Below are 16,688 nucleotides of genomic sequence, written 5' to 3' on the forward strand. Positions count from 1 at the left end.
TGATATTATCCCCTTTAAGTAGACAATGTTAAAAAACCTACAGTACGCTGTAGATAAACATTTTACTTAAAGGGGATTTTCTCTATGTCGCGAAAAAATAATACGTATTCAAATGAATTGAAGTTAGAAATTGTACAAGCCTATTTAACGAGCAATGAAAGTATGCAAAAGATTGCGGATCGATATGAAATTCGCAATGTTTCACAAGTGAAGGCCTGGGTGAAAAAATTTAAAGAAGTTGGATCAATTGAAGCCTTTAATCGCCTTCCATCTACGGGTTCTGGAGCGAAAGGTGTGAAGAATCCGTTAAAAGGAAAACGTACCCACTTTAAAACTGTAGAAGAAGAACGTGATTACTATAAGGCACAGGTAGAATACTTAAAAAAGCAGTATCCAAATCTGTAAATGGAGGAATGCCCACTTATCCAGACCGTTATCATATTATCGAAGAAATGAAAGATCGGTATCCGATTACATGGCTCACTGAAATGGCGAAAGTTGAACGTTCAGGTTATTATAGATGGCTTAAAAATGGCAAGGTATCGTTACGTAAACGTGATGATATCCTTTTAAAGGAGCATATTTTAGCGATTCATCAAACGCATAAAATGTATGGTTATCCTCGTATGAAAATCGCTTTACGAGACAAAGGATTTCATGTGAATCATAAGAAGGTCTATCGATTAATGAGTGAGTTGGGTATTCAATCGATTATCCGTAAAAAGCATCGTATATGGGGAAATCGACTATCACGTGTATTTGATAATGTGCTGGCGCGTAATTTTAAGGAGCGTGTAGAAAATGAGGTGCTCGTGACAGATATTACATATTTACCGACGAAAAATGGTTTTCTCTACCTATCAGCTGTACAAGATTTATATAACAACGAAATTGTCGCCTGGAAAATTAGTGAGCGTAACGATTTAGAATTAGTCATGGACACACTACAGGAATTGACGGCAAAAAGAAAGGTGTACCGAAGCATCATCCATTCGGATCAGGGCTTCCAATACACATCGATTAAGTATCATCAGACCGTAAGTCAACTTGGCATGATTGGCAGTCATTCTCGCAAAGGAAACTGCCATGATAACGCTTGTATCGAGTCGTTCTTCTCGCACTTTAAAAGCGAGTGTTTGTATCTTTTACACGATAATACGGAAGAAGCAGTGAGGCAAGCCGTTGAGCAATACATCTACTTTTATAACTTCCAACGCTTCCAAAAACGACTCAACCACCTGGCACCGATAGAATATCGACACCAGATGGCTGCTTAGTCTTTTTTAAAGCTGTCTACTTGACAGGGGTAAGTCCACTTTATTGGAACTAAGGTCGGTTTTTATTGTCATTTTTCAATTATTAATTAGTTTGTCGTTTAATAACTTTATATTTTTTATTCTCGTCTTTTGAGTCTTGTGCCCAAATTACATTACCATATTGATCTAGTGTAAATAAGTAGAAATACTGCCCTTCCATAAACACATTTGTATTTCCACTACTTGGTGATTGTGCAGCATTAAAAGTTCGCTCAAAGCTGTTACCTTCATTACCTACTACATTATCTGCTCCCACTAAAATTATAGATCCCATATTATCTTGGAGTTTTTTTGTTTCAACAGATTTAATTATTCTGTGTACAGTTTCCTGATCCATTACTAAAGGATTATTAGATGTAGCATAGTAGAACCTTTGCTTCCAATTCGAATCAGCTTTTAGATTAGCTAGAATTGTTAGTTTTGTGGATCTAGCTGTATCTCCAATGATTTTCTGATCCTCAAGAACTGCTTCATTTAAAATATTTACATCGTTAGGTGATTTATCTACTTTGTACTTTCCTATAGATGTGTCACCACTAAACGATATTTTGCCTAAATCAGTGATATTTTTCAATTGATTTGAATTCATATCAACTGTTATATCGGAAGTTACTTTATCATCAAATGTAATTATTAATTTCCGTTCTTTCCATGTAGGAACATCTGTTAAATCTTGCCATTTTATATTTTTGATAGTTGTACCTGCTATATCTTGTAGCACATTTTTTAGAGTTGCTAATGTCTCTGCTTCTTTATTTTGTACAGGTATATCTAAGCTAGAATCTGATATTGATATAGCTTCTGAAAATGTTATAACAAAAGTTTTATTAAACTCATATTCAACTTTTGAACTCAATAATTGAGGTATTTCCTCGTACTCATACTCTGTAATTTTCTTGATAATAGGATCTATCTTTGGTGCTGTCCCGTCCGCATAGAATGGTTTCATCATAACATCACCATATTCTTGCGTAGTACCTACCCTTTGCTGCACTGTGAAGTTCCCAGGTGTGTCTTCAACTCCAATGTATAACACATATTCTTCATGGGATATTAATTTATCAATTGAAAGTTTATTATTACCCGCATCTAATGACGCACGCTTATAGCCTGTTGCAGCACTTAAGAAGGCAGCTTTCCTTGTAGCACTATCTTTAGATGAATCAGTTGTTCCAGGTAATGGTTTTAAATTGCCACTATTATCATATATATCTGGATTCAGCTCAAGCACACCGCTAACTGGATTTTTCTTATATTTTGGTAATGCAGCATAATATATAAAACCTTTTTCATCAGAGTTAAGTGTGATATCAGCAGTCTCTTCTCCTGGTTTTCCTGGTTTCTCTCCTTTTGGTGTTACTTGAATATCTCCAATTAGTGGAGGCTTACTATCATCAGCAATTAGGGCATCTTCAATGATAGATAAATTTCCGGAACGATCCTTTACTACCATATATACAGAATAACTTGTAAATGGATCAACTGCCAAATCTGATAATACAATATCAAACTTAGTGTTGCCTCTATTGGCTATCTTTTCACCTTCCTTGAATAAATAAATTTTCGCACCACTATTATTGTCAAATTTGCCACTTGGTTTTGATGTGAACTCATCTATAAAATCACGGGAGTCTATATTTAGAGCATCCATATCTGTATTTTGAGGCATAATCATATAGTAGAAAGTTCCCGCTTTATCTGTTGAAAACTCTACTTCAATCTTAGTTTTTTCAGCATTTTTCATTACCTTTTCAATTTTTAATTTTGGAGTATCTATATCTGAGTGCATATATTCTGCATAATTATTCGGAATAGCTCCAGAAGGAACCGTACTTATATTTTCAAAATCATTAAATGCCAAATCTTTAACTCCAGGTAATACTGTTACAGTTAAAGTATCATGATTAATAAACCCGCTTAATGAAGGAACTTTTAATAATACTCTTGATTTGCCAGAACCATATTCTTCATAAATAGCCTCTTCGGGACTAATTACTTTTTGCCCTGTAACGTTAATTATCCCAGTACCGGATAATTCATAGTTTTTAACATCTTGCGCGGTTTCTTTATCTAACCTTTCGTTGAAGTAAACATATACTTGATTAAGCCCTTTTCGTTCTAAAATTTTATTTTCGACAAACGGATGAATATTATCAAGCTCTTTCGTTGTAAAATCCTTAGCTACAGCAGGGTCTACTGAAAAGTTGCCTGATTCGTCTTTCATCACTACATAAAGCTGATAGCCAGTTTCAGCCTGTAAGCCTGTTAAAATTCCTGTTATTGGTAATGCGCCAGCCTTTGCTTTCCCTTTACCCGTTGGATTGGCAACAATATCTGCTGTTGTTGGGTCAGGTGCTGTCGTTTTTGGGCGTAAATAATAGTAATAGTCTCCAGGTTCACTTGCAGTAAACTTGAATTCAGCTCTTGTTCCACCATGTAAAGGCGTAACTTGTAAAGATTTTACTACTGGTGGTGATGCATCTTTCATTTGGAAGGATTGAGATACAATATCTGATGCATTTTTCGATCCATCTACTACCATAATGTAGATAACATATTCTTTTTTCTCACCTAAATTAGAAACCTTAATAGTATTCTTACCTTTAATGGCTGCACCAGTTCCATGTGCTACATTCTTGTTTGAAAGACGGTTGACCATTTCACTTTTATTTGGTGCCTCTACATCCTTTTCACGCACAATGTAGTAGTAGGTACCGACTTCATCTGAAGTGAAATCTACTTGTATCTCACTACCATTTAGTAATTGGAGTTCCGTAATACTAACAAGAGGTTTTGTTTTATCATCAGGATTTTGGTTCTCATTATCGTCTTTATCGATTGGTTTGCCATCTGGATCAGTAATTTCCCCAACATTATCTTTATCATCTAAGAAGTCATCGAAGATATCATTCGGTGACACGTCCTTAGGTAAAATAACTTTATCAATATACGTATAATCTCCAATATCAATCTTGCCATATGCATTATCAACAAATAATGTGCCCATTCGACCATCAATATACAGCTCAAGATCTGTATAGCTATTGTAATTAATCCAATCTATATTTCCTGAACCATAAATTGTGAGTTTTGTTTCAGTATTTAAATTTAACGTACCAATATTGCCTTGAATTTCAAACTCTCGCACATTTCCAATGATGTCTACTCGTGGTAGTTTTGTATTTGTTTCAATTTTTGTACCCGTTTGAGAAACGACGAGTCGAGAAACACTGCTGTTATAGAATTCAAGGTACTTTTCAACATTTTTCATTTCCTCTTTTTCTTTAGACCAATTGACAAATGGCTTGTCATTATCAGTATTTGGTTTTGTCCAATTTTGAAGATCATTCGAATTGTTGCTCGACGAATCTTCTCCTTTATTGTTATCTGGATTCGACCAATTGATAAATGAGATATTGTTACTTGCTACACGTCCAAGAGCTAATGGTTGATGGTTTGCAGCACCTATATGCAATGGTGGGCGAACTGTTTCATTGACAAACATTGTCCCTGTCAATGTCATATTAGAGAATTCAATATAGTTACCATTTACAATAATCGTTGCACCAAAAGATCCGTAATTACCATCGAAATCAAGTGAACGAGAACTTGTTCCACTTGCATTAAGCGTTAGCTTAGAAATGGATCGAATTACTTTCCCTGAAAGATCACCCTCAATGTAGGCACCTTTTAAGACAGGTGCATTATAGTCGTTAAAAATATGAGAAAGATGTTCTGGAATTGTGTAAGATTCACCATTTACATAAACTGTATCATCTTCAACACTTGTAATTTTGAATGATGTTTCATTGCTCTTCTTCTCCTGTGAACCTACAACAAACGAAGCAAACTGTCCACGGGTTACTGGAGCAAACGGTGAGAAAGTAACCGGGGTTGTACCCTCGGTAATATTTAAGTCAATAACTGTTTGAATATAGAGAGCGTTACTTGTTTGGCTATTAACATCCTTAAAAATATTATTATAATTTTGGGATACCTCTAAATGGAACCCAACCACTACCATTTTGGCAAGTTCGCCTCGAGTAATGACTTCATTTGGCATAAATGTTCCGTTTGAATAACCTGACATGATGCCTGCGTTTTGCAATGCAGCGACATATTTATAATATTCGCTACCTTTAGGTACGTCTTTAAAATAAGGATCTTGGATATTTTTCGTATCCAATTTTAAAACAGTTGCCAACATTTTCGCTGCCTGTCCACGTGTTACATTCACATCTGGACGAAATGTATTGTCGGCAAACCCTTTAATTACCCCTTGTGAATATAATTTTAATATATCGTTATAATGATCTGTGTACTGGTTAATATCCGTAAAGGGAGAAGAAGCCGCTGCTGCTTTTGGTGGTGGTACTACTACAGCAATCCCACTTGAAGCAAATACTGTTGCAATCAAGGCTTTATTTACTTTTTGGATTTTAGATTTATCCATTCCACTCTTCCTTTCGCTTATGTATTTTGATACGTACAAATATCATTTTGCTCATATCCTTTATATCGACCAAAGGCTAGTGAACCTTCATAGATAAGTTTAAAATAGTCAGGTAAAATTCTTAATACTTATAATAGTTTCAGACTATGCTAATTTCTTTGTCGAAAAATAGTTTCAATTCCCCTTAGTAACCCAGGTAGGATTGATTTCTAGGGATTACTTTTACACTTCTTATGAGCGGGGGCAACTCTTTATGGATCACTTTCTTACTCCTTATGAGCGGGGGCAACTCTTTTGTGATCACTTCCTCACTCCTTATGAGCGGAGGCAGCTCTTTTGTGATCACTTTCAGACTTCTTATGAGCGGGGGCAACTCTTTTGTGATCACTTCCTCACCCTCTTTGAGCGGATACCTCACTTTTGTGATCACTCCCACACTCCTCATTAAAACAACCTAATTATTCCCAAGCATTTCATAAGGATTCCACCCTATTTGTATTCCCCACCAAATATCAAATGAACTTCACTAAAGCACTCAACAAAAAAAGCCAAGGAGCATCGGTGCTCGCTTGGCTTTTGACGATATATAGGCATGCATCTAGTCGTACTTGGGTGTCATAAGGGAAAGGGGGATAACCTTACGTCTTGTCAAGTCGATCAAGAGATGTGGCCCGAGTTACATATCATTTGAACATGTTTAAAAGTCATGTGGCGGATGACTTATACATAGCTTGCCCAAATGATGTTTGCATTAATCATTACCCCAAAAATTTGCGTTGTAAGCTCTTTTATTATATTTTTTTTAATCCTTTTTTGAGACTGCAACTTTTACTTGATTGCGCCCTTCTTGTTTCGCTAGGTAAAGTGCATCATCAGCCGCTTCAATTAGCGCTTCAGTTGTATTTGCCATCGCTGGATAGACCGCTATTCCTGCAGATAATGTTATTGGTCTACCACATGGACTGACTGTATCGGCTAAAGCTTTTCGTAGTTGTTCAGCAACTAGTGTTGCTTCCTGTGCCGTCGTATTCGGAAGAAGCATGACAAATTCCTCGCCACCGTACCGGCAGCAGACATCGCCTTCACGAGCTACTGATTCCATTTGTCTAGCTAAAAATTGTAAAACTTTATCGCCTATTGCATGTCCATATGTATCATTCACACTTTTAAAGTGATCTAAATCTAACAAAATAATGGCATGAGGTATCTTATTTGCTAACCACTCAGCAAGCATTGAATCCATTGTACGTCGGTTCGTAATACCCGTCAGTGGGTCAACAGTAGATTGATCCTTAAAAAAAGAGACCTGTCCATGTAGAAACGATAAGCTTCGAACCAATGCATTCTTCAAAGAATAGGCTTCAAAGTACCATCCACTTACAGATTTTAAACCTTCAACATTTTTCTTATCTAAACTTTCTTCTGTTAATGATGCTAGTTGTTGTAAAGGATTCGCAATACGTGCTGCAGCCCAAAGTACAATGATGATCGAAACAATCATAAGAGGAACAGATTTTATAATGACCTCCTGTACACGATCAAATGAAGGTGCTAATGCTACATCTAAAGGTTTCTGTGCAACAACTCCCCACCCTGTCGATGCCACTGCACTATAGCCAGCTAGCATTTTCACACCTTTTGTATTTTCAACTAGTTGAGCACCATCCTTGCCGGATGTAACAGCCTGAACCACTTTATTTTTGGTTACAACGTCATTAATACGGCTTGGATCTTGATGATAGATAACTCGTCCATCTGAATCAACTACATATACGTAAGAACCATCCTTACTATAATGTTCTCCCAATAAGGTTTTAAAGGCATTAGGTTCCTTTAAATAAATAGTGCCAGCAATCATTCCTAGATATTCATTGGACTCTGAGAAAATAGGGTACGATATAAAAATGATGAGCCGCCCTGTCATCGCCTCATATGGCTTAGAAATAATTGGTGTCTTTTTGGCTAATGCCTCTTTAGCGCCAATTGATGTTAAAACCTCTCCTTTAATCTCTATAGAGGGTGGGGAGACAGATAAAACAAGTCCCTTTGCATTTGTTATAACCACAGAATTGAACATTTGATTTTGCAATCTCAATCGCTCTGTTTCCTGATTCAATACTTGTTCATCATCCATTTTCGTCCTGATCTGATCCGCACTATATCCTAAGATTTGAAAAGCCTCATGTAGATAGGAATCAGCCGTTGAGGCCAATTTTTGAGCATAAACTCTATTCGTTTCTAGCGTATTTTCCTTAATGGAATCAATGTTCATCCTATACCCGCCCCAAACACTACCAATGCTTGTAAAAAAGAATGCCGCCATCGCTACGCCCATTATAAGATGCTTTAATTTTAATCGGTGCGATTTCATTTCTGCCCTCCTGTTTATATTTTTTAATATGTATATTTTGAGAGATTCTTTAAACAATTAGTGCCTATTATAAGCAAAGACTCCTATAGGTAAAAGTAACATGTATTAATTGGGTAAGAAGAATCCAATACACCTCTAGGATTGTAACAATAAAAGAGGTCGTATCCTATAGAATCTAGCAAACAAAATTCCAACATTTTAGATACTTAGATTAAATATTCTAACAGCTGACTCTAATTATCTGAAATTTGATAGAAAATCTAAATTCTAAATTTTTTTACTTTTATTGTTATTCTGACATATAAAAGTTGAAGCGTTTATTTTATAATAAAAATTAGCATAGGCAAGTTAAGATTCAATCTGTTATAATACTCATTAAAATATAATAAACTGTAATAATACAGTATATAGAATACGCTTTTCACACAATGGGGATTATGAGAAAAGCGCTACTCGCCATCATCATACAGATGGTTGTGTAGCCTACACAAAAAGGGGTTGGAAGATTTGGGCATTTTAAAGGGGTTAAAAATTCTCGATTTTTCTGCATTACTACCAGGACCAATGGCGACAATGATTTTTGCTGATTTAGGAGCAGATGTCATCCATGTTGAATCTTCTAAGCGAGTTGATTTAACGCGAATTATGCCTCCCTATGACGATGATCACGAGGCATACATCCATCAACATTTAAATCGATCAAAAAAATCCATAACGTTAAATTTAAAATCACCAGAAGCTATCGACATTGTTAAATCACTTGTACAGGAGTATGACGTTATTATCGAAGGGTTTCGACCCGGTGTAATGGAGCGACTTGGCATCGGCTATGAAGCGCTTAAAGAAATAAATCCTAAGGTTATTTATTGTGCCATTACTGGCTATGGTCAAACAGGGCCTTATAGTAATCGACCAGGACATGATAATAACTATCTATCCTTAGCAGGCATACTCGACTATTCCCGCCATAAGGATAAAAAGCCTGTTTCCATGGGCGTTCAACTAGCTGACATAGCTGGAGGGACTATGCATGCAGCAATTGGCGTGCTTGCTGCTGCCCTTCATCGTGAAAAAACTGGAGAAGGACAGTTCATCGATATTAGTATGACAGATGCTGTCTTTTCACTTAATGCTATGTATGGAGCTGCATTTATTGGAGGTGGACGTGTCCCACAGCCAGAGCAAGAAATTTTAAATGGAGGCAGTTACTATGATTTTTACAAAACAAAGGATGGGCGGTTTTTCTCTGTTGGTAGTTTAGAGCCTCAATTTCGCAAATTACTCTGTGAAGCACTCGATATTCCTGAGTTAATCGATAACACCTTCAATGATTCCTACTATACACAAATTCGTTTTAAAGAGGCTGTTCACGACGCCTTTTTGTCCAAGACATATGAGGAATGGCTTGAAGTATTTAACGAGGATTTTGAAGGTTGTGTAGAGCCAGTTCTAACATTTCCTGAAGCATGTGAGCACCCACAGCTAAAGGCACGAGAAATGATTGTAACTATTCCCAAAAGCGATGGGACTATGCAAAAACAAATCGCCTCTCCATTTAAATTTGATGGTGCGCAGCCTGAATACAAGCATGTTGGCGCTAAGCTAGGAGAGCATAATGAGGAAGTTTTATTATCTCTGGGCTTTGATGCTGAACAAATCGAAGCTTTGAAAGAAAAAGGCGTTTTAGAGTAAAAAAAGGTGTCTAATACTGTGACGTATTAGACACCTTTTTTATACATACGCACTAATAAACATACGTAGGTTTTCAAAATGATCATCAATTAGTAGATATTTTTTATAAATCTCCATTAATTTTTCAAAAAGCTCGTACTGCTCGGTGACAAACAATACTCTTAAAATATTTAACATATGCAGAGAAGCACTTTGTGCTACAACATAGTATGGTGCATCTGGTTGACGATAATTGCGTCGCCACTCTTCCACAGACAAGCCAATATGCTGTAGAGAGTTATTCACATGAAGTGCTATATCCTGTTGAACATATGCCTCAATCGCAATAAGTTGTTCACTACTAAAGTTTTTTTGTACTAATGAGGAATTAATTTTTTTATTCGATGCTAAAACATGCTCTTTTAATAAAAGTAAGCCATCCTCATAACGTGCCATTTTTACATAGTGCTCAAGTAGAATGGCATATAAATTTTCTAAATAATTTAGCTGATAATTTTTAATAATGGCAGGTGGTGTTGGTTTACGATTTGGTAATAGTTCTTTATACTCCAGTAGTATCTCAATGGCATAATTATTTATTCGTTCATCCTCTAATAAATATTCACCATAATGTATAACCTTTTCACTCTGCTGTTCTCTATTTGCTATATGAAATAAAATATAGGCAATTAACACTTTCTCCTTCTCTGATAGTGCATACATTGAGTAGCGCCATTCGGCTTCAAATGAGGTAATAAACGCTTTGACACTATTAAAATCACCTTCTGATAAGCAGTAATGAGTAACAATTTGATAAAGACGTAACTGTTTCTTTGCCAAACAGCTAGCATTATGCTTATCCACATGAGTTATACACTTATCCAGTATTGCCTTATAGTTATACACAAAGTTATCCACATGTTCACAATTTTCTCTCATAGATTGCTCGAAATGTCCCATTATTTCATAAAGAAATGTGAATTGCTCTAATGGTTTGTGGATAAGCAGTGAATAAACTTTTTTTGTGAAAAGCCAATGCCAAAAAGACGCATGCTCTTTATACATCATATGCACTAAATATTCATCTTGAAATTTATATAAAATAATTGATTGTAGCTCATTAACTGGCATAGCCATTTGCATTCGTTTTCCGAAAACCAACCAAATTAAACGTTCTAAGTCTATTGTATGTTGGGCAAAAAGCTGCTCAAAAAAAGTATCTTTACCTTTTTGTGTATAGAAAAAAGCACTGAGACGCTCATTCACAAATTTTGAATCCAAACCATACTTGTCAAAATACATTTGCATTTCTGTTGATACATGACCCCAATATTTACGTGCTGTGGAAAAGGCAATATTCTTAGCCGTTTCTTCGTTTACTAAAAATAGTTTGGGTGAAAGCGAAGTACCAAGTATTTTTGGATCTTCTTGTAGATTTGACTCTGCCTCCAGCCATGTTGCTAGTATATTTTCAGCACCCTTTTCACTTTTTTGTTTATAAGCCATGAATAATTGCTCATCACAGTCCAACAGCATAAAAATGGATCCTCCCATCAATTTCTACCAACAAAGATCTTCCCCTACCATTCAAATACATGTTTTTTACACTCTTTCTTCAATATAACAAATCTTAACTAACATATGCTAAAAAAATATCGGTATGCATAGCGAAAACGTTAACAAATAAAAAACCATCTATTAAGTGAACACACTTCATAGATGGATATCATCCTTACCAAAACAATGGATATTTTCTTTTTTCTCGTAAATTATTTATCAGCAACCCGAAAAATACAATGATGACTGCTCCAATGAATACAGGGGTTAGTAAATAACTCCAACCATAACCTCCTAAAATAATAATTATAGGATTGGCGCCTGCTGGAGGATGGATGACACCTAAAAAGGCCATAAAAAATATAGTTAATCCAACGCCAAGACTAATAGACAATATATTGGAGCCTAGTAATGAATACATGGTCAACCCAATAAAGGCTGAAATGAAATGACCTCCAATTATATTTCGAGGCTGTGACAATGGTGCATTCCAGACGACAAATACAAGAACACAGCTACCGCCTAATGATGCCATTAACCAAGGTGAATCGGTAATGTTAGTTAGCCATAGCAACACAAAAATGCATATTAATCCACCTATTGCTCCAGTAAAGGCATCTGCGAAATTTGTTCGAGAAGGAGCATGACCTCCTCCTCTCATTTTTAATATAAAAGGTTTTATACTACTCTTTTTCTCTATTTTGTTTTCCGCACCTATGATTTCTGTCATTCGACACCAACTTTTCTCTTCCATACTCATTTATTTATATACGTCATGTTAATCATTGTTAAACTTTAACTATTATATCAACACAACAATAGATTTCAATCCAAATTTCAAATTTCAGTCAAACCTTTACTTATCTGACTTGTAACCCATACAAAAAGCAAACTTTTAAAAGTTTGCTTTTTCAAGAAATCATCTATTAGTCATATTGTTTTTTAATAGTTTTATATATTCTTACCTTTTTCAATACGGATTTAGGTACTTGGAAGGTGGCTGTAACAACCCCTGGATGGCGTCCGATTTCAATGGAGCCTGTGATTGTTGCTCTATTTAAAACCTCTGGCTCGCTCATCTCAAATAGCTTCGCAGCTCGACTGATCGCGTTATCAGTCGCATCGTTTAACGTTTTACCAGAACCAACCACCGACACTGGGAATGCATCCTCTACCTGTTTAACACCGAATTCCTCCGCTAGCTCACGTGCACGACGTTTTTCTTCCTTCGTAAAGGGCTTTGCTGTATAAGGTAAATCTTCTACATTTGGTAGTAAAACCGGGCCTTGCAATGCTACTTTTTTCAAGACTTTTACTTGAAGCTGCACAATACCCGCTACATCGGTTGTATGACCAGCAATCTCCCCATCCCCTTGCATGGCATGCATATCTCCAATATATACACCACCGCCTGGTACCTTAACCGGACAAATTATTGTCGCCCCTTCACGAACTCGGTTGATATCCATATGTCCATCGGTACGATGTAAATCCAATTCATCTTGGGTAAAAGCATATTCATGTGGTGCTCCAATTAAGAATGAACCGAAGTCACCAGCATTATGAGAATCTGGCATCGCTTTAGAAGGGGTTGTACCAAGCTGACCTAAAAATGGTCGCATTCTCGCCATTACACCTACTAAGTCACTTGGAGCTAGTGCAACAACAGGATTTTGTACAGAATTTTCAGGTGTTCTCATGAAGTTCCTAGCATCAAGTGCAATTCGTCTAGCACCCTCACGTCCAACAGTCACACCCATTTGCCCTTTATGATCTAGTGCCATCGTATAGCCATTTGTCATTTTAAAGGGTGCGGTTTCTGTATCACATGTTGAACATCGAATTGCATGTGGCCCTATTCCTTTTACAACTGTGCTTGGATGAAGCTTCCCACAGCCTGGGCATTTTACAGAAACAAACGGATCACCAATGAATCGATCTACAATTGCCTCATCATGACCAGATGAAGTTGCAAGAGATGTGACCTGAATAGATTTAATTTTTATAACAATAGCGTCACCCACCTCTGCCCCTTCTACAAACACGGGCTTCGTAACTTCATGTCCTCCACGAATAGTGGGTGTAAGCATGGGCCCCCAACACCCAGGTGTTGTATTGGCAATAATCGTTCCACCATCCTTAACCGGTCCTAACATCTTTTGTGACGGATCTAAAATACCATCAATAAACTCATTTACGAACAATGTCTCAGCGGCTTGAGGTCGCTGTATAAAATCATCACTTTCTACCTCTTCTTTTTCTAGCACATGCAATTCGTTTGTCATTTTCTATCACGCTCCTAGAATAATTTTTATGTATATCGTTATATGTTAAAAATGCTCTCCACACTTGCAGAGAGCTATTTTTATCAATTGTTCATATATAAATCAAAAATATGTGAGAAGTCTTCTTTTTTATACTTATCTTTATGATCGATCATCCAAGTATTTGCAAAGCGTGTAATTTCCTCGAATGACGCTGATGGAGAAATGTTGTCATTGCCAATTCGTCCAAGTGAAGAAGAAGCAATGTGTAAACTTTTTTCTGCTACTTCTAACTTATAAGCATTGTTCTTTTGTTCATAGCTAATGGCATGTAGTGCTTTATATAAATCTTTAATATCATCTATAAAGCGTTTATGAATGTCGATGGATAGTGGGGAATTGCCGATTGTAAACTTAATTTCGACATCAAGGTCGATTGTTCCTGCTGTTTCGAGAAAAACTTCTGTAACAGTATACATTGAATAATCATAGCGTCGCAGTAATCGTTTCTTACTCATAGCGCTTTCGCCATCTACATGAATAATGGCACGATTCGTAAAGCAATACTCATCTGCCTTCGTTTTAATTAAAAAATAAATTTTTTCATCAATTTCATGTAAGATAAAATCATCTGCATCTGTCTTATCATAGTCCTCTCGCGGTACAACCACTCCAATATCTGAAAGTCCAAGTGCATCTGCTGCTATTTTTTTAAACATCGTCATTCCTCCTAATTTGTCATACTCTTTTTACGCTTTACCATCTCTAAAGGTTTCACTATGGAGCGGTTTATATACAAAATGTTGCTTCTCTTAAAATCATCTGTTGGTTAAGATGTGCAACCCAACATTTCCTCTTTTCTATACATTTCATTTATAATGATTGTCAGTAATGATTCTTCCAAATCGAAAGGTCGTGTGAACAAGTGCAAGAACCAACCATTTTAGTAGTGGATGATGAGGCTGATTTAGCGAATCTTCTTAAAGTAAGCTTACAAAAAGAGGGCTACAAACAAATTTATACAGCTGGCACCATTCACGATGCTTGGACAAGCTTTCAACAAGCAACACCTGATATTATACTTCTAGATGTCATGCTTCCAGATGGTGAGGGCTACGATTTATGTAGGCGTATCCGTGAAGTATCCCATGTCCCTGTACTCTTTATGTCTGCTAAAAACGAGGAAATTGATAAAATTTTAGGATTAGCCATTGGCGGAGATGATTATATTACAAAACCTTTTAGTCCTAAAGAAGTTGCCTATCGAGTGAAGGCTCAATTGCGTAGAGCTGGCTATCAAACACAAGATACCGTAACGAATATTGTTGAAAAAACACTACAAATTGGACCATTTCAGTTGAATGCCGATGAAACTGAGGTGCATAAAAATGGCGTATTATTGGAGTTAACAGCTAAGGAAATTGGATTAATGGCGTGCTTTATGCACAATCCCAATCGAATTTTAAGTAAAGAAACATTGTTTGAACGTGTATGGGGAGAGGATTTCTTCGGTTCTGATAACACTGTTATGGTGCATATTCGTCGTTTGCGTGAAAAAATTGAGCAGGATGCCTCTAATCCTCTATATATCACAACTGTAAAAGGACTTGGCTATAAGTTTATCATGCCTAAAGAGGCACAAGAATGAAGTGGAAATTAACCGCTCGCTTTCTCCTTTCCGTACTTTCTATAGTCATCATTGTTATTTTCGTCAATACAGCTATCTTCCTGGGACTCCTTACTTATCGGCTAGCAACTGACTCTGAAGGCGTTTCTGCCACCGAAGAGGAAGACTTTGTGCGAGAATTCCAAAAATATATCGAGATAAAAAATGGAGCAACCTCCATACGTGCAGAAGGACTCGAACAATTGCATCAAAGAAATGCTTGGATACAATTGCTTGATGAAAATGGCCAAGTTATTGATTCACATTTTGCACCAGATAAAGCACCATTGCACTATGCACCTATCGACTTAATTCAAGTATATAAATATAAAGAATTCGATTCTGATACTACGGTGTATATTGGCAGTAAGGATCCCATTAGTTATTTAATCGGTATTAAAGGAAGCGGTGTTACAAGAATTGTGACGCATGTTTCTGGCACATCACTCTTACAGTTTATAGGAAAATTTGGCCTGTTCATCGTGATTGCGGACTTGTTAGTAGCTACATTAGTAGGGTGGCTTTTTGGTCGTACATTAACAAAGCCTCTTTATGCGATGATAGATCGCATTCACCATTTAAAAAATCATGATCATACGTCTATTAAGGCTCCTGGTGGTGTCTACAAGCCGGTTTTTGAAAACTTAAATGAAGTATCACGAGAATTGGCAGCTCATGAACAGGAGCGAAAGAGACTAGAGATCATGCGTGAAGAATGGATTAGTAATGTCTCCCACGATATGAAAACCCCACTTGCCTCTATACGAGGTTATGCAGAACTATTGAATGATGCACAAATAACCAATACTGAGCAAATGGAGTACGCACAAATTATAGAAAAACAATCATTGCATATGCAAAATCTACTGGATGACTTAAATTTAACGATGCGTTTAAGACATCAACAGCTTCCACTTACACTAAATGAAGTTAACATGGTGCCTTTTATTCGAGAGATAGTGATTGAAACATTAAATACACCACAATATGAACAGGCTAATCTTACGTTTGAGGCGACAACCGAGAACAGCCTGCATCAAATCGATGAACATTTTATGCGCAGAGCTATCATGAACTTTTTACACAATGCTCTGCTTCACAATGCTCCCGATGTATCTGTCCATGTGTCTGTTGATGAGCATACTCTTTCAATTTCTGATAATGGCAAGGGGATAGCCCCAGAGGATTTAGAACATATTTTTGAACGCTATTATCGAGGCACAAATACGGACAATACTGCTGGTACTGGTTTAGGCACAGCTATTGCTAGAGATATCATTGAGGCCCATGGAGGAACAGTGACCATCACCTCGGAAAAAGGAAAAGGTACATGCGTTATTATTGATCTACAAAAGGGATACCAATAAGTAATAAACCAAATTTAACCAAT

The 16,688-nt window shown here is 36.6% G+C and carries 12 protein-coding genes; 5 read left to right on the forward strand and 7 right to left on the reverse strand.

Annotated elements, in window-relative coordinates; all coding sequences use genetic code 11:
* Nucleotides 1-84: 84 nt before the first annotated feature.
* Together V1L66_RS21875 and V1L66_RS21880 are read left to right on the forward strand one after the other, a co-directional pair.
* On the forward strand, nucleotides 85-405 hold the full coding sequence (locus V1L66_RS21875; protein ID WP_016995084.1) for a helix-turn-helix domain-containing protein: 321 nt from the start codon (nucleotides 85-87) through the stop codon (nucleotides 403-405).
* 8 nt (nucleotides 406-413) lie between these two features.
* Nucleotides 414-1,277: an IS3 family transposase gene (locus V1L66_RS21880; RefSeq protein ID WP_053996766.1), complete on the forward strand. Its 864-nt coding sequence runs from the start codon at nucleotides 414-416 to the stop codon at nucleotides 1,275-1,277.
* Nucleotides 1,278-1,359: 82 nt separating this feature from the next.
* On the opposite strand, the gene V1L66_RS21885 is transcribed toward V1L66_RS21880, so the two are convergent.
* The 3 genes from V1L66_RS21885 to V1L66_RS21895 form a co-directional block, all read right to left on the reverse strand.
* A complete protein-coding gene (locus tag V1L66_RS21885; protein WP_333006586.1) occupies nucleotides 1,360-5,769 on the reverse strand; it encodes an S-layer homology domain-containing protein in 4,410 nt (1,469 codons plus the stop codon).
* Between the two features lie 184 nt (nucleotides 5,770-5,953).
* Nucleotides 5,954-6,199 carry a hypothetical protein gene (locus V1L66_RS21890; protein WP_333006587.1) on the reverse strand — a complete coding sequence of 82 codons (246 nt, stop codon included), beginning with the start codon at nucleotides 6,197-6,199 and terminating at the stop codon, nucleotides 5,954-5,956.
* Between the two features lie 372 nt (nucleotides 6,200-6,571).
* Nucleotides 6,572-8,140 (reverse strand): sensor domain-containing diguanylate cyclase, encoded by a 1,569-nt coding sequence (locus V1L66_RS21895; RefSeq protein ID WP_333006588.1) that lies wholly within the window; start codon nucleotides 8,138-8,140, stop codon nucleotides 6,572-6,574.
* A 507-nt stretch (nucleotides 8,141-8,647) separates the two neighbouring features.
* On the opposite strand from V1L66_RS21895, the gene V1L66_RS21900 reads away from it, so the two are divergent.
* On the forward strand, nucleotides 8,648-9,832 hold the full coding sequence (locus V1L66_RS21900) for a CaiB/BaiF CoA-transferase family protein (RefSeq protein WP_016995185.1): 1,185 nt from the start codon (nucleotides 8,648-8,650) through the stop codon (nucleotides 9,830-9,832).
* 39 nt (nucleotides 9,833-9,871) lie between these two features.
* On the opposite strand, the gene V1L66_RS21905 is transcribed toward V1L66_RS21900, so the two are convergent.
* The 4 genes from V1L66_RS21905 to V1L66_RS21920 all read right to left on the reverse strand — a co-directional run bounded on the left by V1L66_RS21905 (nucleotide 9,872) and on the right by V1L66_RS21920 (nucleotide 14,351).
* Entirely contained in the window at nucleotides 9,872-11,347 is a 1,476-nt protein-coding gene (locus tag V1L66_RS21905; protein WP_258859434.1) for a hypothetical protein, read from the reverse strand.
* A gap of 196 nt (nucleotides 11,348-11,543) precedes the next feature.
* A complete protein-coding gene (locus tag V1L66_RS21910; protein WP_016995188.1) occupies nucleotides 11,544-12,098 on the reverse strand; it encodes an HPP family protein in 555 nt (184 codons plus the stop codon).
* Between the two features lie 196 nt (nucleotides 12,099-12,294).
* Nucleotides 12,295-13,653 (reverse strand): acetamidase/formamidase family protein, encoded by a 1,359-nt coding sequence (locus tag V1L66_RS21915; protein ID WP_333006589.1) that lies wholly within the window; start codon nucleotides 13,651-13,653, stop codon nucleotides 12,295-12,297.
* Between the two features lie 83 nt (nucleotides 13,654-13,736).
* Complete coding sequence (locus V1L66_RS21920; RefSeq protein WP_016993270.1) at nucleotides 13,737-14,351, reverse strand: PH domain-containing protein; 615 nt, start codon at nucleotides 14,349-14,351, stop codon at nucleotides 13,737-13,739.
* Between the two features lie 206 nt (nucleotides 14,352-14,557).
* Between V1L66_RS21920 and V1L66_RS21925 the strand changes: the two genes are divergently transcribed.
* Both V1L66_RS21925 and V1L66_RS21930 read left to right on the forward strand, forming a co-directional pair.
* Nucleotides 14,558-15,280, forward strand: a complete 723-nt coding sequence (locus V1L66_RS21925; protein WP_333006590.1) for a response regulator transcription factor — start codon at nucleotides 14,558-14,560, stop codon at nucleotides 15,278-15,280.
* A complete protein-coding gene (locus V1L66_RS21930) occupies nucleotides 15,277-16,665 on the forward strand; it encodes a HAMP domain-containing sensor histidine kinase (protein ID WP_016993268.1) in 1,389 nt (462 codons plus the stop codon). The genes V1L66_RS21925 and V1L66_RS21930 overlap by 4 nt, the downstream gene beginning before the upstream one ends.
* Nucleotides 16,666-16,688 lie beyond the last annotated feature (23 nt).

Origin of the sequence: Lysinibacillus sp. IITD104, assembly GCF_036698265.2 — a bacterium.
In the GTDB taxonomy this organism is placed as follows: Bacteria; Bacillota; Bacilli; order Bacillales_A; family Planococcaceae; genus Lysinibacillus; species Lysinibacillus boronitolerans.

Coding starts and splice junctions, on each gene's coding strand:
- V1L66_RS21930 (WP_016993268.1), top strand. CDS start 15,277: ATGAAGTGGAAATTAACCGCTCGCTTTCTCCTTTCCGTACTTTCTATA.
- V1L66_RS21920 (WP_016993270.1), bottom strand. CDS start 14,351: ATGTTTAAAAAAATAGCAGCAGATGCACTTGGACTTTCAGATATTGGA.
- V1L66_RS21905 (WP_258859434.1), bottom strand. CDS start 11,347: ATGCTGTTGGACTGTGATGAGCAATTATTCATGGCTTATAAACAAAAA.
- V1L66_RS21915 (WP_333006589.1), bottom strand. CDS start 13,653: ATGACAAACGAATTGCATGTGCTAGAAAAAGAAGAGGTAGAAAGTGAT.
- V1L66_RS21880 (WP_053996766.1), top strand. CDS start 414: ATGCCCACTTATCCAGACCGTTATCATATTATCGAAGAAATGAAAGAT.
- V1L66_RS21895 (WP_333006588.1), bottom strand. CDS start 8,140: ATGAAATCGCACCGATTAAAATTAAAGCATCTTATAATGGGCGTAGCG.
- V1L66_RS21885 (WP_333006586.1), bottom strand. CDS start 5,769: ATGGATAAATCTAAAATCCAAAAAGTAAATAAAGCCTTGATTGCAACA.
- V1L66_RS21875 (WP_016995084.1), top strand. CDS start 85: ATGTCGCGAAAAAATAATACGTATTCAAATGAATTGAAGTTAGAAATT.
- V1L66_RS21910 (WP_016995188.1), bottom strand. CDS start 12,098: ATGACAGAAATCATAGGTGCGGAAAACAAAATAGAGAAAAAGAGTAGT.